The following is a 22,904-nucleotide window of genomic DNA, read 5'->3' on the forward strand; positions in this document are numbered from 1 at the left end:
AGCGGGCGCCTTCGCTCTTTTCTATTTCTCGTCCGGTACGCCGGGTCACAGCGTCGGTCACCAATCATTTCTGATCCGCCTGCCGAAATCGGGCGCAATTCTATTGGCGGCGGATGCCGCCTACACGCTGGATCACTGGAATGAAAAGGCTCTCCCGGTTTCCTCACTTCTGCCGTGGAAACGGTACGCTCTGTCCAAAAGCTGCGGGTGTTTGCGGAGCAGGTTGGGGCCTTGGTGGTTACGGGGCATGATCCCGAAGCATGGCCACAATTCAGGCAAGCTCCAGCCTACTACGATTGAAGCGCGCATTTGCCGGACCAACGGCAAGAGCCTTTGCGAGCCCGAGGATTTGAGTCATGCGGGATCAAGACTAGACCCCAATCCCGCATGGCTCGCTGCATATCGCTATCGGCCTCGGCTCGTCAGACGCCACCTTCGAAAAATGCTGTCCGATGCGCGCGGACCCATTCCTCGATGCCGGTCGGCTGGAAATCTTCGAGGCCCGGTTGCGGCCCGAACGGCCGCGCCAATATCGCATCAGCCTCATCCGGATTGGATGTGAAGAAGCGGAATTTGGACGCAACCCGCTTCCCTGTTCCAGGCTCCATCACGGCATCGACGTCCCTCTCGAATTCGTCGAGCGGCTGGGCGCGATAGGCGACATGGCGCCCGAGTCCCGCGCCGATCCGCGCTGCAAGCTCATCGCCGCTCACGCTTTCCGGCCCTGCGATACGGTGATCGCCGGCGTCGATGCCGCGCTCGAGCAGCGCAATGGCGGCGCGGGCGCAGTCTCCGGTCGAGGTCCATGCGATGCGCTGGGATTCGGCAATCGGTGGCGCGAAAACCCCGTGATTGACGATCTCCATTCGCGCTGAAGGCTTCAGAAGGTTGTCGAGATACATCGTGGGCCGGATAATGGCGAAAGGCAGGCCTGACCGGCGGATCACGTTTTCGATCATCGCGTTGGCAACCAAACTTGGCTCCTCGCAGGGTGCCGGGCGGCTGGCGCTGGCGAGTTTCAGGACGAGGGATTTCAGACCGCAGGCGAGGGATGCCGATACGGCATTCTCGGCCTGAATGCGCATATCCTCTTGCGGCCCGATCGGGATTTGCAGCACAGCATGGGCAATGCCGCTGCTGGCGGCGCGAAGCGATGCCGGATCGCGAAGATCCCCTTCCGCAAGCTCGATGCCGAGCGTCGCCAGTTCCGGAACACGTCTTCGGTCGCGGACAAGTGCCTTGACCTTGAAGCCGCGTCGAAGCGCAGCGCGAACGACAGAGCCGCCCTGTACGCCACTGGCGAGATAAACAAGGATAGGCTGGGATTTATCGATGACGAACATGAATCGACTCCTTCGAATACGGTCTGCCGAAGGAGCATCGTCGGATGGCTGCCGGGCAGACCCAGAACGCGCGCAAGGCGCTGGGACTGTCGGGGAATCTCACGCAAAGCGTGGAACAGAGCTTCTCCTTGAAGGAGAAGGGCTTGGGCCTACCGAGACCAAGCCAGCCATTTTCGACGAGCGGAATGTAGGTCGGACTCATCGCCGGCGTCAATCGAAAGATGCGATGCCGGCCCGTTCGCCTATTTCTTGCGGGCCACGACATAGGGGCGATTGTCGTTGCCCTTCGTTGCGTGATTTTCCGTCGCAAGGATGTCGAAGCCTGTGGCAGATATTTGCCGGCGCAGCTCCGATACCCGAAAGGCACCGGCATAGGGTGCCCTGCCGATCGCGCCCCGGGCATATTTGCGGGAAGCTCGGTCCCGGAAGCGGGCGTCGCTCGCTGTGCTCATGAAGCTTGCTCTCCCCCAATTAACGCTTGCCGACACTTTATTTCGTCACCGCGTCGATCGCTCGTGAAGAGGTCCGTCGGAAGCGACGCTGTCCGAGGATGAGGCAGGCAGCAGCGATTTGATCCGCTCCGCATCGTCTTGCGTTGCCGGATTGTAGACCACCATGCTGAGATCCGTGCGGCCGTCGACCGAAAAGGCCGAATATTCGAAGGCGAGCGGGCCGAGAACCGGATGGCGTATGTGCTTGATGGCTTCGGTATGCGTGCCGGGAACGTCGTTGTCGCGCCACATGGCCCTGAATTCCGGACTGATGCGGCAAAGTTCCGCCACGAAAGGCTCGATCTCGGTTGCCGCGCCTGCGCGGGCCGCGTCGACACGGAAGGCACCCAGCGCGAAACGAGCCACGCTTTCCCAGTCATATTGCACGGCACGGGCGCGCGGATCGAGGAAGATGTAGCGCAGGATATTGCGCTCTTCCGGCGGCAGCGACCCGTAATCTATCAGCATCACGGGGGCCGCCCGGTTCCAGGCGATGACGTCCCAGGTGGCGGTCCTGATGAGGGCGGGGCATGGCTCCAGGGCATCGAGCACGCGCTGCAGCCGCGGTGTCACGCCGTCATTCCTGCGATAACGAGCTTCGGGCGGGCGCCCGAGGCCGAGCAGGAACAGATGCTCGCGCTCCACTTCCGTCAGCATCAGCGCGCGGGCGATCCGGTCGAGCACGTCGGCAGACGGCGCGCCGCCGCGCCCCTGTTCCAGCCATGTGTACCATGTCGGGCTGATATTGGCGCGCTGCGCCACTTCCTCGCGCCGCAGCCCCGGCGTTCGGCGCCGTTCAGAGCCAAAGCCCAGAGCCGATGGGTCGAGCTTGGCGCGCCGGTCTCGCAAATAGGTCCCGAGCAGGTTTTCCGTTTCGATAAGATCGGTCATCCTGTTAGTTCTTTTACTAGGATAAGGTCACTACTTTACCAGAATAACCGATGGGCACAGATTTGTCTCCGACGAAATAAGGAGACTATGCCTATGCGTATTTTTGTCACCGGCGCGACCGGAAACATCGGCTCGAACGTCGTGAGGGAATTGATCGCGGCCGGCCATCAGGTGCTCGGCCTTTCTCGCTCGAAGGAAAAGGAGGCAGCGCTCGCCGCCGCTGGCGCTGAGGTCCTGCATGGCACGATTGAGGATATCGGAATCCTGAAAAGCGGCGCTTCTCAATCCGACGGCGTCATCCATCTTGCCTTCAACCACGACTTCTCGAGATTCGTTGAAAATTGCGAGGATGACCGCCGCGTCATCGCAACGCTCGCCTCGGCTCTCGCCGGCTCGGCCCGCCCGCTGGTCATCACGTCAGGAACGCCGATCGCCAACACGGTTCCGGGCGAGCCTGCCAGGGAAGACAATCCGATCGCCGGCTCCGACACGCATCCGCGCGCGGCCTCCGAGGAGGCGGCGATCCTGGCCAGCGAGATCGGCGTCAACGTCTCGGTCGTGCGGCTGCCGCAGGTGCATGATCCGGTCAGCCAGGGGCTTATCACTCCCTTGATCGAGATATTCAGGCAAAAGGGCGTCTGCGCCTATATCGAGGATGGGCTCAATCGCTGGCCGGCCGCACATTTTTCCGATGTCGCGCGCCTCTATCGCCTCGTTGTCGAACGGGCCGAGCCGAATGCCAGATATCACGCTGTTGCCGAGGAAGGCGTGCCGATGCGCGATATCGCCGAAGTCATCGGCCGCCGCCTGAACCTGCCGGTAAAATCGGTCGGCAAGGATGAGGCTCAGGAATATTTCGGTTGGCTCTCCATGTTCGCCACGCGCGACATGCCGGCCTCCAGCGCCAAGACGCGCCAGAAGCTTGGCTGGGAACCGACCGGCCCGAAGCTGCTCGACGATCTCGCAGAGCTTCGGGTTTAAGGGGCGTGATGCCGACCTTGAAGATCTGATCCGCCGTCGGATTGGAGTTTGTTGACGCGCCTAGTTCCAGGCCTGGCCGGCTTCGTCGGCCGGGTCTTTGACAGTTTCAGGTCGAGCGCAGGTATTCCCCCGCAAATGAAGGACGGGCAGCCACCAGCTATTGGAATTCGAAGAGAGCCGTGATCGGGGCAGGGCATAAATGGCGGGCCGAGAACAGTGAAGGTGGCCACTATGCCTATGTCATAGCCACCTAAGGTGCGTCACGGCTCTCCTTTGCCATAAGCGCGTCCGCTCAAAATGCATGGAATTGGATAAATAACTGGGTGCCGACCTCAACCCGGCAGCAGAGAATAGCTTGACATGCGTTTTTGAGCGATTACTCTAGAATGATCGTTCAAAAAGGAGCGCCTATGGGCCGAACCCGATCTTACGATGAGGATGCTGTATTGAGCGGCGCGATGCATGCCTTTCGCCGCAAGGGCTATCAGGCCGCGTCCGTTCGCGATCTGGAAGATGCGACCGGACTCAAGGTTGGCAGCATCTACCACAGCTTCGGCGACAAGGCAGGACTCTTCGACGCTGCCTTCGCTCACTACAATCGTGTCGTCCTGCGCGGGCGAATTGAGCGTTTTGCCCCCGCCGAGGCGGGGATGAGCGGGCTTTTGGCGCTCTTCGTCTCGCTGCTTCACGAGCCGGATGATGAAAGCCTCGGCTGCCTCATCACCAATTCGGCCGTCGAACTCGGCGGCGAAGCGCCTCCGCATCGCTGCACCGTTGAGGGACTTCGTGTGCTGACGGAGACGTTCACGGAGCGGCTTTCGTCAGCACAACAGCGGGGAAGGCTTCGCGCCGATATGAGCTCCGAATCCGCGGCTCTGAGGCTGCTGGCTCTTTATCAGGGCATCCTCGTCCTGATCCGAGCCGGTCACGACAAGCAGGCACTCGCGGCTCTCATACAAAACGAGTTCAACAGCCTGGAGGCCTGACATGACCCCTGACGACCTTTGGAATCGCTATTCCGCAATCTGGTCGATCTCCGACACTGCCGGGCGAGGCAATGAGCTTTCTGTTTGTCTCGCTGACGAAGCCACCTATTGCGATCGGAACGGTTTGCTGGTCGGTCACGACGCCATATCAAGCTATATGGCGCAGTTCCAGGCGAGCGTGCCTGGCGGACGGTTTCATATCAGTTCCGTACTTCATCACCACGACCGTTCTCTCGCCCAATGGTTCCTGACCGGTGCTGACGGGTCCGTTCTCCAGATGGGAACCAGCTTTGGCGCGATCAGCGACAATGGAAGGCTGCTCGCGATCAGCGGTTTCTTCCATCCAGCAAGTAGCACCGCCACAGCATGAGCAAGATGGGAACTTCCGATTTGGCTCTGGATCTCGCCACACGCATTGAAGGCTTGGGCGCGATCAGTGTCAGGCGCTTCTTCGGCGGTACGGCCCTGGTCGCGGATGGCATTCAGTTTGGATTCGTCATGAAGGGAGCATTCTATCTTCGGGTCGATGACGCGAGCCGGACTAGGTTCGAAGCGTTGGGAATGACTCCGTTCACCTATCCCGGCAAGGGAAAGACAGTAACTGTAACCAGCTACTACGCGGCCCCTGACGATATTTTTGACGATAACGAACAGCTTCGGGATTGGGTGGCCGACGCTTACCAGGCTGCTTTAGGCGCCATCCACAAAAGCTCAAGAGCGACTGAAACGAGAAAGCCGGCCTATGAAGCAGGTCCAATTCCACCACCCAGGCGTTCCGGCTGATGTCGTAACTTGCGTTGACGTTCCGGAGCCGGTTGCCACGGCTCCGGATGATGTCCCAGTCGCCATCAATGTCTTTCCGGTCAACTCGGCCGACCTTCTGACGTTGCAGGTTACTATCCGCGAAGCGAGCCTGGTGCTGCGAACTGCACTTAAAAACCCTTGAGCCTCCGGCAAACCTGGGACGGTTCAGTCCAAGAGCGACCTGCTCCGAAGCTTGACGGCGATCTCCGGCATTCGTGTAAAATCGGATACCCTGGGAATACCCAGTTTTGTTTGGAGAAATGGCGGGCCACGACCGATTGCGATGATCACTACGTTTGCGCTATAGCCACCTGACGCGCTCCATAGCTCTGACGGCCGGCGAGGCGACCAGTGCGCCTTGTGTTCTATGCGGCGGTTGCCGATCAGGATGCCGGCTCGCCGTTTGAAGCGATTAGCCACTCATTCGCCACCAGATGCACGCAGTCACCACGGAGACCACCGCGAGCAGCCAGAGCGCAGGGTTAGTCCCCGACGTTTGAGTGATCGTCTCCGTGACTTGCGACCCTAATATTGCCACGCCAGCCGCGGCCCCCGCCTGACGGGCGGCGTTCAAGACGCCCGCGGCGATACCAACCCGCTCTTTTTCAACAGTGCCCAAGGCGGGCGCGGTAGCGGCCGGCGAAATGAAACCGGACGCGAAACCGATCGCCAGAAGGGCGGGCAGCGCGTACGCGTAGCTCGTCGTCGTTCCAGCCAGGATCAGCCCGAATGCGCCACCTGGATAGACGAGGAAAGCCGCGCTGAGAGAACGGCGGGAGCCGATCGCCTTCACGATAGCGGCGGACAACATGCTGCCAGCCGCGACCATCGTTGTCATGGGAAGCAGCGCCAACCCGGTCTCAAACGCTGTCCATCCCCGGACCTGCTGGAATGTGAGGCTCAGGACAAACAGGAGGCCATAGAACACGAAGGCTGAAGCGCAGGAGACGTAGACCGAGCCGGTAAAGACTGCGCTGCGAAACAGCCGCACGGGCAGCATCGGATGATCTCCCCGACGCTCAATGGCGACAAACAGGGTGCAGGCGAACAACGTCACGGTCGCGCCGATCAGGATGGCCGGTGAGGTCCAGCCGAACGCGGGCGCCTCAATCAGCACACCGATCAAGCCAACAAGACCGATAATTGCCGCGACCTGGCCCAGAATATCGAGAGGCTGTGCTTTTACACGAGGTCCATCGTGAGCGATACGCCAGGTCATCGCCATGCCGGCTGCACCAATCGGGACGTTGACGAAAAAGATGCTGCGCCAACCAAGGCTATCGATCAGGATGCCTCCGACCACAGGTCCAGCCGCCATCGCAATAGCACCGCACCCGGCCCAAAGCCCGATCGCACGTGCGCGTTTCTCGGCGTTTGGGCTGGCATGGTCGATGAGCTTAAGCGAGCCTGGCACCAGCAAGGCGGCTCCGATCCCTTGCAGAACCCGCGCCGCCACGAGAGAGAACAAGCCGGTCGCACACGCGCAGAGCAGCGACGCCAGCGTGAACAGGCCAAGGCCCGCCAGATAGGCGTTACGCGCACCATAGCGATCTCCGAGCCGACCGCCGGTCAGCAGCAGTGCCGCGAAGCTGACGGTGTACCCATTCACCACCCATTGCAGGCCCTCGATGGGCGCTGAAAATGCCGCGGACAAGCGTTCAAGCGCCACGTTCACAATCGACGTGTCGAGGATGACGACAACGTAGCTAACGCTGGTGGCGGCGAGGATGCGCCGGCGTTCTGGTTCTGCCACATCCATCGGAGCTACTTCGCTCCTGCCGGCAAACTGGACAGGGTTCTAAAGCCGACCCAGCCCCAATAGACGCGATGATGCGTGATGACTCCGCCCGATACGTCCATGACTTCGATCAGATCGATCTGGTCGCCATCCGGGGTCGCGCGTGGATACTCCCATATCAGTTGGCGTCCGTTAGCAAAGAAGATCCCGGTCCTGTACCAGCGGCCGAGGCCGTTCGACGGGCTGCGAAAGCCAGCCGCGAAAAAGTCACCGATGGCCATTTTGCCCCGGAGAATGCCGGAGCCAAGGTCCGGTTGAACGGCCCAAACCAGCGGGCTTTCCAGAATGGCGTCATCGGCATAGAGCGCCATCAGTCCTTCGATGTCGCGGCGAACAACGGTTTCATGCCATTGCTCGTAAATGTGCCGGATGGCATCTTCGCTTTCCTCTGTCATGATCGGCTCCTTCGGTGATAATGGAGCCGAGCATAATTTCAGGCAGGCATCAGATGCTTCGATCTTCATCGAAACATGCGTCTGACGCCTGTGCTACGATGCGTTCGCGACAGGAGCGCACGCCATGAACCCACAACCTGCCATCACGAGCACCGCCGCGCTGATTTCCGATCCCGCGCGCGCGGCCATGCTGATGATGCTGGTGGACGGCCGCGCCCGCCCGGCCGGAGAACTGGCATATACCGCAGGGGTATCGCCACAGACCGCGAGTTCGCATCTGACCAAGCTTCTGGAGGGCGGTTTGCTGTGCGTCGAAAAAGAGGGCCGTCACCGCTATTACCGGCTCGCTGGCCCGGATGTCGTTTCCCTACTCAAGCATCTGGCCTTGTTCGGCCCCGGCGAGCCCGTGCGTCGCAAAGCGCCCAATCGGGAGGTCGAGCATCTTCACTTCGCGCGCTGCTGCTACGACCACCTTGCGGGGCGCCTAGGCGTTGAAATGACCAAGGCGATGCTTGGCCGCGGCTACCTCGAACATGGGGACGGAAAAGCCTTCGCCGTCACGCCGGACGGTGCGGAATGGTTCGCTCACTTGGGATTGGATATTGCCCGGATCACTCCGGGCCGCCATGGCATCGCTCGCAAGTGCCTCGACTGGACAGCGCGCGAACACCACCTTGCCGGCCCGCTCGGAACTCAGTTCATGGCGCAGGCTTGCACGCTCGGATGGTTTCAGCGCCCGCCTTCCACGCGCGCCATTGAAGTGACGCCAAAAGGCTGGCGGGCGCTCAAGAGGTATCTGGGCCTCGACAGGCGGAGCATCGACCAGAGGTCCGACGCAGGATAGCCCACGGTTCTGATTGCGCAGCGTTGGCGGGCGGCGCTGCGATATGTGCGGTCTCCGCGCCGCCCGCCACCGGTCACGCCCGGTTCTGCTGCGATCAAATGCCGTCATGCGCGCTTGCTGGCCGCTGCGCCGCGAACGCCTCTTTCCCCTTTCCGGCCCATAGCTGCCGCGCCCGTTCGCCATCCTCGCTTTTAAGCTTGTCAGCCATCCAGAGCATCACGCCGTAGATCACGGCCCGGTCGTCACCGGTCAGGTCCACGATCCTGGCTTTGGCGACGAGGCCGCCAAGTTCGATCAGGTGCCGGGTGCGCTTGCGGCGCTCGACCTGCCATGTCCGCATGTCATTGCGCGCCCGTGCCGCCTGATGCCGGTTGCGCGCTGACCCGTTGCGTCGGATTGCGGCTATCGTCGCGATCATTTGCCCGAGCAGATCGCTGCGTCCGCCCTTGAAAGAACGCCGCGCCGCGCTTTGCCCACGCCTCCCTCTTGCCGGCGTCCTTCGTCTCGGCGATGGCGACGAGCGCGCCCGCCAGTTCGTCGGCGCTGAGATCGTCGGCTCCCGTAGCGATGACCAGTTCGCCGAGTTGCTGCACCTTGCGCGTCTTCAGGTCTTTGGCCTTGTCCTCAAGCGCTTTCAGTTCGGCGTCAAAGTCTCGCGGTTTACGCATCATGTCCTCTATCGTTGTGTCGATGGAGAAAGCGTAGTGGAGCGATGCGCCAAATGCAGTAATGTCACCGGGACGGTCTGGCACCGCGCGAGCAGTCCCGAGAATTTCATTTTGAGGGCGCGCTTATACGTCGTTCCGACGTGCGCTTAAGAGCAGTATCTGGTCGGTCGCCATGGCGATCTACCACTTCTCCGTCCAAGTCATCTCGCGCTCGACTGGCCGTTCCGCTGTCGCTGCCGCCGCCTATCGCTCCGGCTCGCGGCTGGCCGACGAACGCCTTGGGCGCGACCACGACTTCACGAACAAGCCCGGCGTCGTCCATTCCGAGGTCATGCTGCCGGAGAACGTGCCGGAGCAATGGTCCGACCGCGAGCGGCTGTGGAACGATGTCGAGGCGTTCGAAAAGCGGAAGGACGCCCAGCTTTGCCGCGAGGTGGAATTCGCCATCCCGCGCGAGATGTCACAGACGCAGGGCATCGAACTCGCCCGCGACTTCATGGCCAGCGAGTTTGTCGATCAGGGCATGATCGCCGACCTCAATGTCCATTGGGACGTGGACGCGGACGGCAGCGCGAAGCCCCACGCGCATGTCATGCTGACGATGCGCTCGGTGGACGAGAACGGCTTTGGCCAGAAGGTGCGGGAGTGGAACCGCACGGAACTGGTGGAGCGCTGGCGCGAACGCTGGGCCGGGCATGTCAACGAGCGGTTGGCCGAACTCGATATCGACGCACGGATCGACCATCGCAGCCTTGAGGCGCAGGGCATCGATCTTGAGCCGCAGACCAAGATCGGCGCGCCCGCGCAGCGCATGGAGGCCGCAGGGCTTGAGGCCGACCGCGCCGAGGATCATCGCCGCATCGCCCGCGAGAATGGCCAGCGGATCATCGCCGATCCGTCCGTCGTGCTCGACGCGATCACTCACAGCCAAGCGACGTTTACGACGCGCGATCTGGCGAAGTTCGTCCACCGCCACAGCGACGGGCTGGATCAGTTCAATGAAGTGATGAGCGCGGTCAAATCCTCGCCCGATCTGGTCGAACTCGGTCAGGACGGACGCGGCCAGGATCGCTTCACCTGACGCGAGATGATCGCGGTCGAGCAGCGCCTGAGCCACGCCGCGCGGATGATGGCCGAGCGCGACTTGCACCGGGTATCGGACAGCGACCGGGACCGCGCTTTAGCCCGTGCGGCGGGTCGCGGCCTGGTCCTCTCCGGCGAGCAGGCCGATGCGTTCCGTCATGCCACCGATGGACGCGATCTGGGCGTGGTCATCGGCTATGCCGGTACGGGGAAAAGCGCCATGCTCGGCGTCGCGCGCGAGGCTTGGGAGGAAGCCGGTTACGCCGTGCGCGGCGCGGCCCTTTCGGGCATCGCCGCCGAGGGACTGGAGAACGGTTCCGGTATCGCGTCACGCACTATCGCCAGCATGGAACATGGCTGGCAACAGGGCTGCGACCTGCTCACCACGCGCGATGTTCTGGTGATCGAAGAGGCGGGCATGGTTGGCACGCGGCAGTTGGAGCGCGTGCTGTCCCACGCAGCGGATGTCGGCGCAAAGGTGGTGCTGGTCGGCGATCCCCAGCAGCTGCAATCCATCGAAGCCGGCGCGGCCTTCCGCTCGATCCATGAACGTCACGGCGGCGTCGAAATCGCCGCCGTCCGCCGCCAGCATGAGGACTGGCAGCGTGACGCCACGCGCGATCTGGCGACGGGCCGAACCGGCGCTGCGATCATGCCTATGACGCCCATGACATGGTGCACGCCGCCGAGACGCGCGAGCAGGCGCGCGGCGAACTGATCGACCGCTGGGACCGCGACCGGCAAGCGAAGCCGGACGCCTCCCGCATCATCCTCACCCACACCAATGACGAGGTGCGCGAACTCAATGAGGCGGCGCGCGGACGGATGCGGGAGGCCGGCGATCTTGGCGCGGACGTGCTTGTCACCGCCGAACGCGGCGCGCGCGACTTTGCCAGCGGCGACCGCGTGATGTTCCTGCAAAACGAGCGCGGCCTTGGCGTGAAGAACGGCACGCTCGGCACCATCGAGCAGGTCAGCCCGCAAAGCATGTCGGTGCGCACCGACGACGGGCGCAACGTCGCGTTCGACCTCAAGGATTATAACCGCATCGACCACGGCTATGCCGCCACCATCCACAAGGCGCAGGGGATGACGGTGGACCGCGCCCATGTGCTGGCGACGCCGGGCATGGACGCCCATGGCAGCTATGTCGCCCTGTCACGGCATCGCGACGGTATGGACCTGCATTATGGCCGTGACGACTTCGCCGACGAGAACCGGCTTGTCCGCACGCTTGGCCGCGACCGCGCCAAGGACATGACCACCGATTACGAACCCGCCCGCGCCTATGCAGAGCGGCGTGGCATCACTTTCCGCGAGCGTATCGAGCTCGTTGTCGAGATCGTCAGGCAAGTGCCCGAGAAGGTGCGCGGCATGTTCGACGGCTTGCGCCTGCCTGTCGATGGCGGACAGGGGCCGGAACGGGAAACCCCGGAAAGGAAGGTGGCGCAAAGGGACGTACCGGCGGACCCCGAAGCCGTGGCGCGCAAGGCGAGAACCGATGCGCTCATTCGTCATGCCCGCGCCGTGGACGCGATCGCCACCACCCCGAGCCCCGATGGCATGATTGCCCCGGCGCAGACGCGCGAATTGAACGACGCCCGCAAAGCCTTCGAGGCGGTTCGGCCCTACGGCTGGCGCGACGCCGAAGAAGCGTACGCCAAGAACCCCGGACTAGTCAGCGAGGCGGCGCGCGGCCAGATCAACCGCACCGTTCGCGCCCTTCAGCTCGAAACCGAACTGCGCACCGATCCCGCCCGCGAGTTGAATCTGCGGGCTGACCGCTTCGTGGAGCGCTGGCAGAAACTCGACCGCGACAGCCTGGCGCAATATCAGGGCGGCAACTACAACGGCTATCACGCCTCCCGCCGCGCCATGGGCGACATGGCGCGCAGCCTCGAACGCGATCCCCAGCTTGAATCGATCCTCGCGAACCGCAAACGCGAACTCGGCATCTCGTTCGACTCGGGCCGCAGTCTTGGGCGGGAATTGGCCTCCAGCCACGGCATCGACTACTCGCTCGGCCGAGGGCTGGGCCTGTAGACCATCCGATTTCTTACCTTTGCAACGCCACGCTACGCCGGTGCTTTGAACCCTCTTGCGCGCGCGCAAACGCCTGTCCTGTCTGGCTCATCCGCATCCAGAAGCAGCCAGCAGGAGGCAGCGCGACCATGCGCCAACCAGACCGTATCATCCGCCTCGATACCGTCCGCGACCGGACGGGTCTTTCCCGATCCACCATCTACCGCAAGATCGCCGAGGGCACGTTCCCGGCCCAGCTGAAGATCAGCACCAACGGCGCGGGGTGGCGGGAATCCGACATCGACCGATGGGTCGCCGATCCGGTCAGGTGGCGTCCGAGGAACGAGTTCAACTTCGATGACCTCTGATCGCGCCGCGCGTCGTTCCCGGCGCATCCGGCCGCCGACCGCATCGGAGCAGATTGAGCAACTGTTGGGCTATCCGTGGCCCTTTCCCGGCAGGCCGCCCAAGCACGACCTGTCCACCTGGACCGTGACCGACGACTGGCCCGATCCCGTTCCGGTCACCGAGGCCGAGATCGAGGTGTTCGAGCAATGGTTCGGCGACCTGTTCGATGAGTTGTTCGGATCAAATTCCTGAGCGGCCCCATGGAAAGCCAGACTTTGACCTTGAAAATGGTACTAATTAATGATACTGGAATTCTCATGAAGAAGCGTCACCGGGCCACGCTCGAATCCATCTTTGCCCGGCCAGTCAGCGGGTCCATCCGCTGGGCGGATATCGAGGCGCTGTTTGGCGCTCTCGGAGCAGAGATCAGCGAGCGGGAGGGGTCGCGAATAGGCGTCTTCCTGTTTGGCGAAGTGCGCGTCTTCCACCGCCCGCATCCTTCGCCGGATACGGACAAAGGCGCGGTCGCCAGCATTCGCAAATGGCTGGACGAACACGGAGTAAGGCCATGAACAACGTAATCGACATCAACGGCGAAAAGGCAGTTATCGCCTTTGACCCCGAGATTCAGATGCTGCGCGGCGAGTTTGTCGGCCTGAATGGCGGTGCCGACTTCTATGCTGAAAGCGTCCACGCCCTGGTCGAGGAAGGCCGAAAGTCACTGGCCGTTTATCTTGAGATGTGCCGGGAAAAGGGGATCGAGCCGCGCCGGAAATTCTCCGGCAAGTTCAATGTCCGCCTTGATCCTGACGACCATGCGGCGGCGGTCATTGCGGCTGCGGCGGCGGGTAAGAGCCTGAATGAATGGATTGTGGGCGCGATCAGGGAAGCCGCTGAATAACGAGAACGCCGCGCCTCGGGCGCACTCACGCGAGGCCGAGTCGTTCGGTTCCTGACCTTGCTTGAAAAGGAGACCGAGCATGACCGCTTCCGCTTCCACAGTCCCCTTGCGCGCCGCGCTCTATCTGCGTGTCTCGACTGCGAGACAGGCTGAGCATGATGTCTCCATTCCCGACCAGAAGCGGCAGGGCGAAGCCTATTGCGTCTCGCGCGGCTATCAGCTTGTCGAGACCTTCGTGGAGCCGGGTGCATCGGCCATCAACGACCGCCGCCCCGAATTCCAGCGCATGATCGAGGCGGGCACGTCCAAGCCCGCGCCCTTCGATATCGTCGTGGTCCACTCGTTCTCGCGTTTCTTCCGCGACCATTTCGAGCTTGAGTTCTACGTCCGCAAGCTGGCGAAGAACGGGGTCAAGCTCGTCTCCATCACGCAGGAAATGGGCGATGACCCCATGCACTTGATGATGCGCCAGATCATGGCGCTGTTCGACGAGTACCAGTCCAAGGAGAACGCCAAGCACGTCATCCGCGCCTTGAAGGAGAACGCTCGGCAAGGCTTCTGGAACGGCTCGCTTCCCCCGATCGGCTATCGCGTGGTCGCGGCCGAGCAGCGCGGAGCCAAGACCAAGAAGAAGCTCGAGATCGACCCGCTCCACGCTGACACCGTGCGGCTGATCTATCGGCTCGCCCTGGAAGGTGACGGCAAAACCGGCCAGATGGGCGTGAAGAACATCGTTAGCTACCTGAACCGCAACCGCATCTTCACCCGCGACGGCGGGCGTTGGGGCATCGGGCAGATTCACCGTATCCTGACCCGCCGCACCTATATGGGCGAGCACGAGTTCAACAAGCGCAGCAAGTCCAAGGAACTGAAGCCGGTCAGCGAGATCGTGATGGTTCCAGTGCCGCCGATCATCGACCGCGAAACGTTCGACACCGTGCAGGCGTTGCTCAAGGCGCGGCATCCCAGAGTGACGCCCTCCGCCGTCATCAGCGGCCCGACCCTGCTCACCGGCCTGATTCACTGCGCCAAGTGCGGCGGAGCCATGACCATCCGCACCGGCAAGGGTGGCCGCTACCGCTACTATGCCTGTTCGATGAAAGCCCGGCAGGGGCCGACCGCCTGCGCGGGCATGGCCGTGCCGATGGAGAAGCTGGACGATCTGGTCGCCGGCCATCTGGAAAGCCAGCTGCTCCAACCTGAGAGGCTGGAAACGATCCTCGCCAGCGTTCTCGACCGCAGGCAGGAGCAATCCGACCGTCGCCGTGAGCATATCGCCGAACTGACCAAGCGCTCCACCGAATCGGAATTGCGCCTGAAACGCCTCTACGACGCCATCGAGGCGGGCGTGGCCGATCTGGACGACCCGGCGCTGAAAGACCGCATCGACGGCCTCAAGGCCATTCGCGATCAGGCCAAAGTCGATGCGGAACGGGCACAGGCCATGCTCGAAAACTCAGGTGCCAAGGCCGTGACGCCTCAGATGGTCCGGACCCTGGCCAAGACCGCACGCCAGCGCATCCGCCTCGAAGGCGGCGGCTATCGCCGCGATCATCTGCGCGCGCTCGCCCAGCGCGTCGAAGTTGCAGACGGCGAGGTTCGTATCATGGGATCGAAGTCTCGGCTGCTCCAGACGCTGGTCGCGGGCGGCGGCGTAAACGCCGTGCCCACACAGGGACTGAAGTGGCGGACAGGGAGGGATTCGAACCCTCGGTACGCTTTCACGTACACACGCGTTCCAGGCGTGCGCCTTAAACCACTCGGCCACCTGTCCTTTGGCGTTTCGCACCCGGTCAGGAAGCAAATCGTCGGAACGGCCGCGATATATACCGATGAATTTCCGGCAATCAACCCGAATCTGACAGATTTTTGACTTGTCGGCGCAAAACTCTGTTTCTCATCCCCATTGCGCTTGTTTCGCACCCAACTTATTTAAGAAAATAGATGCGGCGGCGTTGGACGGATCGGCTCTTTTGGGCCGGCTGTAATGAGTATCCGGAGGAAGTCATGCGTTTCCTGTTACGTTTTGCCAGCCTCGTCGCGCTGGTGGTTGCGGTCATTGCCGGAACCATCGATTCCATCCAGTCTGTTGCTGCCTCTGCCGTGGTGTTGACCCCGATGGGCGATGCCTGGAACGACGTCAGCCCGTCATCGCTGGCGACGGTTCGCTCGGCGATCTCCTATTATGTTCATCCGCGTTTTTATGACATGGCGATGCAGTGGCTGTTGTTTCAGCCGGCTTTTGCCGTGTTCCTGATCATCTCGCTGCTGCTGTGGATGGTCGCCTACAAGCGGCCGCCGCTTGCGGGCCGGCTAGGCGCGTGAGTGGCCTGAGACCACCCTTTCATCCTGTGCCATTCGGAGGATTTGGCTCCAGACGAAGCGGCATGCCGAATAGGTTTGCTGGAGCGATACCGGGGGTCTAAATACCGGTTGCAGACCGACAAATGCCCATCCGATTGGCTGATTAAATTGCAGTTTGAGGCCGAAATTGTTTAAAAAATGGGTCATTTGGACAGGTTTTCACCAGTTCCCACAAATCTTTACCAACTGAAAAATTTCTCGTGAATTTTTCGTGCAGCCATGCAAGGATGCACGCCAGCTTGGCCTCGGGGGAGGTCAGCGGTTCCGCAGACATGCCCGGTCAACGGGCTTGCGGGAGGACCCAACAAGATAGCAACAACAGGGCTGCGACACATGAAAAAATCCCTTCTGACCCTTTTTGCCTTGGCTGCCATGTCGGCGACGGCGCTTGCGGCCGACATCAAGCCGGCAATCGTCTACGGAACCGGTGGCAAGTTCGACAAGTCCTTCAACGAAGCCGCCTATAACGGCGCTGAAAAGTTCAAGAAGGAAACCGGCATCGCTTACCGCGACTTCGAGCCGACGGGCGACACCCAGGGCGAGCAGGCGCTGCGCAACTTCGCCAGCAAGGGCTTCAATCCGGTCATCGCCGTCTCGTTCGCCTGGACCTCGGCTCTCCAGAAGGTTGCTGCCGAATATCCGAAGACTGAATTCGTGCTGATCGACGACAGCCTCGATCTGCCGAACGTTCGCTCGGTCAAGTTCAAGGAAAATGAAGGCTCCTATCTCGCTGGCGTCATGGCTGCCCTCGCATCGAAGACCGGCAAGGTCGGCTTCGTCGGCGGCATGGACATCCCGCTGATCCGCAAGTTCGAATGTGGCTACGAGCTGGGTGCACGCGCCGCAAATCCGAAGATCGAAGTCTTCCAGAACATGACCGGCACGACCGGTGCCGCCTGGAACGACCCGGTTCGCGGCGGCGAACTCACCAAGAACCAGATCGACCAGGGTGCCGACGTCGTTTACGCAGCTGCCGGTGCTACCGGTCTCGGCGTGCTGCAGACGGCTGCCGACAACAAGAAGCTGTCGATCGGCGTCGATAGCAACCAGAACTACCTGCATCCGGGTTCCGTTCTCACCTCCGTCGTCAAGCGTGTCGACCTCGCCGTCTACAACGCCTTCAGCGATGCCAAGAACGGCAAGTTCACGCCCGGCACCCAGGAGCTTGGCCTGAAGGAAGACGGCGTCGGCGTTGCCATGGATGACAACAACAAGCCGCTCGTCACGCCGGAAATCAAGGCTGCGGTCGACAAGGCAAAGGCTGATATCGTCGCTGGCACCGTCAAGGTCCACGATTATACGGCCGACAACGCCTGCCCGAAGAGCTGATAATGAAACAAGGGCGTATGACGAAGCAAACCGTCATACGCCCTTTTCTTATCCGGAATCCGGTTTCTGGAGCCTCTCATAGTGAGCCAAATCCCTGCCATCGAGCTCGTGGGCATCGACAAGAAGTTCGGTGCCGTCCACGCCAATAAAGATATCAACCTGACCGTCGCCAAAGGCTCGATCCACGGGATCATCGGCGAAAACGGTGCCGGGAAATCGACCCTGATGTCGATCATCTACGGCTTCTATCATGCCGACAGCGGCGAGATCCGCATCAACGGCAACCCGATCGCCATCCGTGACAGCCAGACGGCGATATCAGCCGGCATCGGCATGGTGCACCAGCACTTCATGCTGGTCGACAATTTCACCGTCCTTGAAAATGTGATGCTGGGCGCCGAAGGCGGCGCGCTTCTCGCCAAGGGCGTCGTCGCAGCGCGCGCCGAACTTACCCGGCTGGAGAAGGATTACGGCCTGGATGTCGATCCGGACGCGTTGATCGAAGAGCTTCCCGTCGGCCAGCAGCAGCGCGTCGAAATTCTGAAGGCCATGTATCGCGGCGCCGAGATCCTCATTCTCGATGAGCCCACCGGCGTTCTGACGCCGGCCGAAGCCGACAATCTCTTCCGCATTCTCCGCGTGCTGCGTGATCAGGGCAAGACGATCATCCTCATCACTCACAAGCTGCGCGAAATCATGGCGATCACCGATACGGTATCCGTCATGCGCCGCGGCGAGATGGTCGCGACCCGCAAAACGGCGGAAACCACCGTCGAGGAGCTCGCCGAGTTGATGGTCGGCCGCCGCGTGCTCCTGCGCGTGGAAAAGGGCGCTGCCAATCCGGGCGAAATCCTCCTGTCGGTGCGCAACCTTACCGTCAAGGACGGCCGCGGCGTCACCATGGTCGACAACGTCTCCTTCGATGTCCGCGCCGGCGAGATCGTCGGCATTGCCGGCGTTGCCGGCAACGGCCAGTCCGAGCTGCTGGAGGCCATCGCCGGCATCCGCAAGCCGGCGTCCGGCGAAATCCTTCTGCATGGCAAACCGATCGGCAATGCCGATCCCGCAGCGCTGCGCGAACTCGGCCTTGCCCACATTCCGGAAGATCGCCACCATATGGGCCTCGTCCTCAAGTTCGAGGAATATGAGAATTCCATGCTCGGCTATCACCGCGACCGCAAATATGGGCGCGGCGCCATGCTCGATCTCGATGCCATGCGCAAGGATGCCATCGAGAAGATCGAGAAATACGATATCCGCCCGCCGAATGCGCGGCTGAAGACCGCCAATTTCTCCGGCGGCAACCAGCAGAAGATCGTCGTCGCCCGCGAAATCGAGCGCGATCCGCAGGCTCTGCTGATCGGTCAGCCGACGCGCGGCGTCGATATCGGCGCCATCGAGTTCATCCATCGCCGCATCATCGAGATGCGCGACGCCGGCAAGGCTATCCTGCTGGTTTCAGTGGAGCTGGATGAGATCCGTGCGCTTTCGGACCGTATCCTCGTCATGTTCGCCGGCCACATCGTCGGTGAAAAGTCGGCTGAGGCCGGTGAACAAACACTCGGCCTGATGATGGCCGGCATTGCCGCGTGAGGCGTATATGAGCACGGCTTCCGTACCGCTCCCCAATTGGATCAACTACGGTCTGATCCCCTTTCTCAACCTGATCGTTGCTTTCCTGATATCGGGTCTTGTCGTCTGGTTCATCGGCGAGAGCCCGCTCGACGCGCTTGTCCTGCTGCTGCAGGGCGCTCTCGGCAGCGGCGAGGGCATCGGCTTCACCCTCTATTATGCCACGAGCTTCATCTTCACCGGCCTTTCGGTCGCCGTCGCCATCCATGCCGGCCTGTTCAACATCGGCTCGGAAGGCCAGGCCTATGTCGGCGGTCTCGGCTGTGCGCTGGTGGCACTGACGCTGGACAAGTATGTGCCCTGGTACGTGACGATGCCCTTCGCGGTGATCGGCGCTGCGTTCTTCGGCGCACTCTGGGCCTTCATTCCGGCCTGGCTGCAGGCCAAGCGCGGCAGCCATGTCGTCATCACGACAATCATGTTCAACTTCATCGCGTCGGCGATGATGAACTTCCTGCTGGTGCATGTGCTGATCGTGCCGGGCAAGATGGCGCCTGAAACCCGCACCTTCCTGGCGGGCGGCCAGCTGCCCAAGCTCGATTGGCTGATGAACATTTTCGGCTCGACCATCGGTGCAGCGCCGCTTAACGTGTCCTTCCTGATCGCGCTGGTCATGTGCTTCCTCGTTTGGGTGCTCGTCTGGCGCACCAAGCTCGGCTATGAAATGCGCACCCTCGGCCTCAGCCCGACGGCTGCGGTCTATGCCGGCATTCCCTATGCCCGCACGGTCGTCATCGCCATGCTGATCTCAGGCGGTCTCGCCGGCATGATGTCACTCAATCCGGTCATGGGCGCCTCCGCGCGCCTGCAGGTTGAATTCGTGCTCGGTGCCGGTTTCGTCGGCATCGCCGTGTCGCTGATGGGTCGCAACCATCCATTCGGCATCATCCTGGCGGCGGTCCTGTTCGGCATCCTCTATCAGGGCGGTGATGCGCTCTCCTTCGATATGCCGAACATCACGCGCGATATGATCGTGGTGATCCAGGGTCTCGTCATCCTGTTCGCCGGGGCGCTGGAATATATGTTCCGACCCGCGTTTGCGCGTATCTACCAGTCATTCGCCAGGGCGTGAGGACCAAACGATGGAATATTATGAGCTCCTCATCAGCATATTTGGCTCGACGATCCGCCTGTCGATTCCGCTGATCTTTACCGCGCTGGCCGGCCTGTTTTCCGAGCGCGCCGGCATCTTCGACATCGGCCTTGAAGGCAAGATGCTGGCCTCGGCCTTCGCTGCGGCCTGCGTCGCCTCGATCAGCGGCTCGCCCTGGGCCGGTCTCGGCGCCGGGATCGTCGTTTCGGTCATCCTCGGTCTGCTGCATGGTTTTGCCTCGATCACCAATCGCGGCAACCAGATCGTCTCAGGCGTCGCGATCAATTTCCTGACCGCCGGGTTGACCATCGTTTTGGGCCAGGCCTGGTTCGGGCAGGGCGGCCGCACGCCGACGCTGCCCGGCACCGCGCGCTTTTCCGCCATCACCCTGCCGGGCGCCGATGCGATCCGCGGCGTGCCCATCATCGGGCCGCTCTACGCCAATGTCATCTCCGGCAACAATGTCCTGACCTACCTTGCTTTCATTGCCGTGCCGATTTCCTGGTGGATCCTCTATCGCACCCGCTTCGGTCTGCGATTGCGTGCCGTCGGTGAAAATCCAGGCGCCGTCGATACTGCCGGCATCTCGGTCGAGTGGCTGCGCTATCGCTCGCTGATCGTCGCCGGCATTCTCTGCGGCTTCTCCGGCACCTATCTTGCCATTGCCCAGTCGGCCGCCTTCATCAACAACATGTCGGCGGGCAAGGGCTATATCGCGCTCGCCGCGCTGATCTTCGCCAAGTGGAAGCCGGTGCCGGTCATGTTTACCTGCCTCCTATTCGGCTTCCTCGATGCCTTTGCGAACTTCATGCAGGGCAAGGCGGTCCCGGGCATTGGTGAAGTTCCGGTACAGATTTTCCAGGCGCTGCCCTATATCCTCACCTGCATCCTGCTTGCAGGCTTTATCGGCGTCGCCAAGCCCCCGAAGGCCGGTGGCGTGCCCTATACCAAGGAGCGCTGACCATGTCGCATGATCTGTTCGAGGCCGCTCGCGGAGCGATGGCCTTCGCCCATGCCCCCTATTCGAAATTTCCCGTCGGCGCGGCCATCCGCGCCGAAGACGGCAAGATCTATACCGGCGCCAACATCGAGAACCTGTCCTTTCCGCAGGGCTGGTGCGCCGAGCCGACTGCGATCAGCCATATGATCATGGCCGGCGCCAAGAAGATCGTCGAAATGGCCGTCATCGCCGAGAAGCTGCCGCTCTGCCCGCCTTGCGGCGGCTGCAGGCAGAAGATCGCCGAATTTGCCAGCAAGGAGACACGGATCTATCTTTGCGACGAAACCGGCGTGAAGAAGGCCATGACCATGGACGAGATGCTCCCCTTCAGCTTCGAAACCGAGATACTCGGATGAGTGAGGCCGTCGACATCCTCAAGGAAAAGCTCGGCGAGCTGAAGCCGCGCTACAGCGTCATCCTCGGCTCCGGCCTCGGCTCGCTGGTCGATCAAGTCGCTGACGCCCTGCGCATTCCCTATGCGGATCTGCCCGGCTTCCCAGTCAGTGCCGTCTCCGGCCATGCCGGTACGCTGGTTGCCGGCAAGCTCGGCGATATCCCGGTCATCATGATGTCGGGCCGGGTGCACTATTACGAAAAGGGCGATGCCAATGCCATGCGCACGCCGATCGAGACCTTGAAGGCCCTCGGCGTCGATACGCTGATCCTGACGAACTCGGCTGGGTCGCTGCGCGAGGAGATGCCGCCGGGATCGGTGATGCAGATTACCGACCACATCAACTATTCCGGCATGAACCCGCTGATCGGCGAGGAGAGCGACAAGCGCTTCGTCGGCATGACCAGCGCCTATGACACCGACCTGATCATGCGTATGCGCAAAGCGGCGGACAAGGCTGAGATCAAGCTGTCGCACGGCGTCTATATGTGGTTTTCGGGACCGAGTTTCGAAACGCCGGCGGAGATCCGCATGGCGCGTATCCTGGGCGCCGATGCCGTCGGCATGTCGACCGTGCCGGAAGTCATTCTGGCGCGTCTTTTCGGTCTGAGGGTTGCCGCTGCCTCCGTCATCACTAACTATGGTGCTGGCATGACCGGTGGCGAGCTCTCGCATGACGAGACAAAAGACATGGCTCCGGTCGGTGGCGCACGTCTCGCCGCCATTCTGAAAGAGATGATTGCGGACGAAGGAGATCCACAATGACAAGCCATTCCGTGAGAGAAACGGCGGCCGTTGCGCTTTCCCTTCTCGATCTGACCAATCTCAAGGACGATTGCACGCCTGCCCAGATCGAGGCGCTGTGCGCCCGCGCGCAATCGCCCTATGGCAATACCGCCGCCATCTGCATCTGGCCGCGCTTCGTCGCGCAGGCACGCGGCATTCTCGGCACCGATCATGCGGTGAAGATCGCGACGGTGGTGAATTTTCCGGGCGGCGGCATGGAAGTGGCCGACGTAGCAGCCGAAGCCCGTGAAGCCATCGCCGACGGCGCCGACGAGATCGATCTGGTCGTTCCCTATCGTGCATTGTTGGCCGGCAACGAAAAGGCCGTCACGGATATGGTCACTGCCGTCAAGGCCGAGTGCACGGGGCCAGTTATCCTGAAGACCATCCTCGAAACCGGCGAGCTCAAGGATGCCGCGCTGATCCGGCGCGCTTCGGAATTGGCCATCGACGCCGGCTCCGATTTCATCAAGACCTCCACCGGCAAGGTCGCCGTCAATGCGACGCTCGAAGCTGCTGACATCATGCTGCGGGCAATCCGTGCCAGCGGCCGCAAGGTCGGCTTCAAGCCGGCTGGCGGCATCGGCTCGGTTGCCGACGCGGCTCTTTATCTGAGCCTTGCCGAGACCATCATGGCGCCCGACTGGGCCATGCCATCGACCTTCCGCTTCGGTGCGTCGAGCCTGCTCGATGACATCATCAACGTATTGGCCGGCGGAGAGTCCAAGACGGCGTCTTCGGGTTATTGATC

23 protein-coding genes, 1 tRNA gene and 4 pseudogenes are annotated in these 22,904 nt (G+C 62.0%); 20 read left to right on the forward strand and 8 right to left on the reverse strand.

Annotated elements, in window-relative coordinates:
• Positions 1-37 precede the first annotated feature (37 nt).
• A pseudogene (locus RHSP_RS35785) lies at positions 38-300 on the forward strand (N-acyl homoserine lactonase family protein); the annotation flags it as partial.
• 122 nt (positions 301-422) lie between these two features.
• Here the strand turns inward: RHSP_RS35785 and RHSP_RS30295 are convergent.
• The 3 genes and pseudogenes from RHSP_RS30295 to RHSP_RS30305 form a co-directional block, all read right to left on the reverse strand.
• Positions 423-1,343: an SDR family oxidoreductase gene (locus RHSP_RS30295; protein ID WP_004128089.1), complete on the reverse strand. Its 921-nt coding sequence runs from the start codon at positions 1,341-1,343 to the stop codon at positions 423-425.
• Positions 1,344-1,585: 242 nt separating this feature from the next.
• Positions 1,586-1,735, reverse strand: a pseudogene (locus RHSP_RS30300) (SAM-dependent methyltransferase); the annotation flags it as partial.
• 105 nt (positions 1,736-1,840) lie between these two features.
• Positions 1,841-2,725 carry a helix-turn-helix transcriptional regulator gene (locus RHSP_RS30305; protein ID WP_051074170.1) on the reverse strand — a complete coding sequence of 295 codons (885 nt, stop codon included), beginning with the start codon at positions 2,723-2,725 and terminating at the stop codon, positions 1,841-1,843.
• A gap of 93 nt (positions 2,726-2,818) precedes the next feature.
• On the opposite strand from RHSP_RS30305, the gene RHSP_RS30310 reads away from it, so the two are divergent.
• The 4 genes from RHSP_RS30310 to RHSP_RS30325 all read left to right on the forward strand — a co-directional run bounded on the left by RHSP_RS30310 (position 2,819) and on the right by RHSP_RS30325 (position 5,475).
• Complete coding sequence (locus RHSP_RS30310) at positions 2,819-3,706, forward strand: SDR family oxidoreductase (RefSeq protein WP_004128094.1); 888 nt, start codon at positions 2,819-2,821, stop codon at positions 3,704-3,706.
• A gap of 410 nt (positions 3,707-4,116) precedes the next feature.
• Positions 4,117-4,692: a TetR/AcrR family transcriptional regulator gene (locus RHSP_RS30315; RefSeq protein WP_004128097.1), complete on the forward strand. Its 576-nt coding sequence runs from the start codon at positions 4,117-4,119 to the stop codon at positions 4,690-4,692.
• Between the two features lies 1 nt (position 4,693).
• Positions 4,694-5,062 (forward strand): nuclear transport factor 2 family protein, encoded by a 369-nt coding sequence (locus RHSP_RS30320; RefSeq protein WP_004128099.1) that lies wholly within the window; start codon positions 4,694-4,696, stop codon positions 5,060-5,062.
• A complete protein-coding gene (locus RHSP_RS30325) occupies positions 5,059-5,475 on the forward strand; it encodes a TfoX/Sxy family protein (RefSeq protein ID WP_157385466.1) in 417 nt (138 codons plus the stop codon). Before RHSP_RS30320 ends, RHSP_RS30325 begins: the two co-directional genes overlap by 4 nt.
• 433 nt (positions 5,476-5,908) lie before the next feature.
• Here the strand turns inward: RHSP_RS30325 and RHSP_RS30330 are convergent, their stop codons facing one another.
• A complete protein-coding gene (locus tag RHSP_RS30330) occupies positions 5,909-7,255 on the reverse strand; it encodes an MFS transporter (protein WP_004128107.1) in 1,347 nt (448 codons plus the stop codon).
• Between the two features lie 5 nt (positions 7,256-7,260).
• Positions 7,261-7,689 (reverse strand): nuclear transport factor 2 family protein, encoded by a 429-nt coding sequence (locus RHSP_RS30335; protein WP_004128111.1) that lies wholly within the window; start codon positions 7,687-7,689, stop codon positions 7,261-7,263.
• A 124-nt stretch (positions 7,690-7,813) separates the two neighbouring features.
• Between RHSP_RS30335 and RHSP_RS30340 the strand changes: the two genes are divergently transcribed.
• On the forward strand, positions 7,814-8,533 hold the full coding sequence (locus RHSP_RS30340; protein WP_004128122.1) for an ArsR/SmtB family transcription factor: 720 nt from the start codon (positions 7,814-7,816) through the stop codon (positions 8,531-8,533).
• 94 nt (positions 8,534-8,627) lie between these two features.
• Here RHSP_RS30340 and RHSP_RS30345 read toward each other — a convergent pair whose 3' ends face one another.
• The gene (locus RHSP_RS30345) at positions 8,628-8,873 is read right to left on the reverse strand and encodes a conjugal transfer protein TraD (RefSeq protein ID WP_004128125.1); all 246 of its coding nucleotides are present in this window, start codon (positions 8,871-8,873) and stop codon (positions 8,628-8,630) included.
• 1 nt (position 8,874) lies between these two features.
• Positions 8,875-9,201 (reverse strand): conjugal transfer protein TraD, encoded by a 327-nt coding sequence (locus RHSP_RS30350; protein WP_200863305.1) that lies wholly within the window; start codon positions 9,199-9,201, stop codon positions 8,875-8,877.
• 172 nt (positions 9,202-9,373) lie between these two features.
• On the opposite strand from RHSP_RS30350, the pseudogene traA reads away from it, so the two are divergent.
• The 6 genes and pseudogenes from traA to RHSP_RS36125 all read left to right on the forward strand — a co-directional run.
• Positions 9,374-12,327: pseudogene (gene traA, locus RHSP_RS30355) on the forward strand (Ti-type conjugative transfer relaxase TraA).
• A gap of 128 nt (positions 12,328-12,455) precedes the next feature.
• A complete protein-coding gene (locus RHSP_RS30360) occupies positions 12,456-12,674 on the forward strand; it encodes a helix-turn-helix transcriptional regulator (protein ID WP_004128141.1) in 219 nt (72 codons plus the stop codon).
• Positions 12,664-12,906, forward strand: a complete 243-nt coding sequence (locus tag RHSP_RS35250; RefSeq protein WP_004128144.1) for a hypothetical protein — start codon at positions 12,664-12,666, stop codon at positions 12,904-12,906. Before RHSP_RS30360 ends, RHSP_RS35250 begins: the two co-directional genes overlap by 11 nt.
• A 65-nt stretch (positions 12,907-12,971) precedes the next feature.
• Positions 12,972-13,226 carry a type II toxin-antitoxin system HicA family toxin gene (locus RHSP_RS30370; RefSeq protein ID WP_004128156.1) on the forward strand — a complete coding sequence of 85 codons (255 nt, stop codon included), beginning with the start codon at positions 12,972-12,974 and terminating at the stop codon, positions 13,224-13,226.
• Positions 13,223-13,555, forward strand: a complete 333-nt coding sequence (locus tag RHSP_RS35790; RefSeq protein ID WP_004128157.1) for a type II toxin-antitoxin system HicB family antitoxin — start codon at positions 13,223-13,225, stop codon at positions 13,553-13,555. Before RHSP_RS30370 ends, RHSP_RS35790 begins: the two co-directional genes overlap by 4 nt.
• 79 nt (positions 13,556-13,634) lie before the next feature.
• A pseudogene (locus RHSP_RS36125) lies at positions 13,635-14,675 on the forward strand (recombinase family protein); the annotation flags it as partial.
• Between the two features lie 564 nt (positions 14,676-15,239).
• Here RHSP_RS36125 and RHSP_RS30390 read toward each other — a convergent pair.
• Positions 15,240-15,329 (reverse strand) — tRNA-Ser (locus tag RHSP_RS30390).
• A gap of 233 nt (positions 15,330-15,562) precedes the next feature.
• Between RHSP_RS30390 and RHSP_RS30395 the strand changes: the two genes are divergently transcribed.
• The 8 genes from RHSP_RS30395 (at position 15,563) to deoC (ending at position 22,902) form a co-directional block, all read left to right on the forward strand.
• Positions 15,563-15,880 (forward strand): hypothetical protein, encoded by a 318-nt coding sequence (locus RHSP_RS30395; RefSeq protein ID WP_004128160.1) that lies wholly within the window; start codon positions 15,563-15,565, stop codon positions 15,878-15,880.
• A 372-nt stretch (positions 15,881-16,252) separates the two neighbouring features.
• A complete protein-coding gene (locus tag RHSP_RS30400) occupies positions 16,253-17,248 on the forward strand; it encodes a BMP family lipoprotein (RefSeq protein ID WP_037155403.1) in 996 nt (331 codons plus the stop codon).
• 81 nt (positions 17,249-17,329) lie between these two features.
• Positions 17,330-18,841 (forward strand): ABC transporter ATP-binding protein, encoded by a 1,512-nt coding sequence (locus RHSP_RS30405; RefSeq protein WP_004128162.1) that lies wholly within the window; start codon positions 17,330-17,332, stop codon positions 18,839-18,841.
• Positions 18,842-18,848: 7 nt separating this feature from the next.
• Positions 18,849-19,952, forward strand: coding sequence for an ABC transporter permease (locus tag RHSP_RS30410; RefSeq protein ID WP_004128164.1), 1,104 nt, complete (start codon positions 18,849-18,851; stop codon positions 19,950-19,952).
• A 10-nt stretch (positions 19,953-19,962) separates the two neighbouring features.
• Positions 19,963-20,934 (forward strand): ABC transporter permease, encoded by a 972-nt coding sequence (locus RHSP_RS30415; RefSeq protein WP_004128165.1) that lies wholly within the window; start codon positions 19,963-19,965, stop codon positions 20,932-20,934.
• Positions 20,935-20,936: 2 nt separating this feature from the next.
• Positions 20,937-21,329, forward strand: coding sequence for a cytidine deaminase (locus RHSP_RS30420; protein WP_037155406.1), 393 nt, complete (start codon positions 20,937-20,939; stop codon positions 21,327-21,329).
• Positions 21,326-22,132 (forward strand): purine-nucleoside phosphorylase, encoded by an 807-nt coding sequence (locus RHSP_RS30425; protein WP_037155409.1) that lies wholly within the window; start codon positions 21,326-21,328, stop codon positions 22,130-22,132. Before RHSP_RS30420 ends, RHSP_RS30425 begins: the two co-directional genes overlap by 4 nt.
• Entirely contained in the window at positions 22,129-22,902 is a 774-nt protein-coding gene (gene deoC / locus RHSP_RS30430; protein ID WP_004128169.1) for a deoxyribose-phosphate aldolase, read from the forward strand. The genes RHSP_RS30425 and deoC overlap by 4 nt, the downstream gene beginning before the upstream one ends.
• Positions 22,903-22,904: the final 2 nt, after the last annotated feature.

It is taken from the genome of Rhizobium freirei PRF 81, assembly GCF_000359745.1.
In the GTDB taxonomy this organism is placed as follows: Bacteria; Pseudomonadota; Alphaproteobacteria; order Rhizobiales; family Rhizobiaceae; genus Rhizobium; species Rhizobium freirei.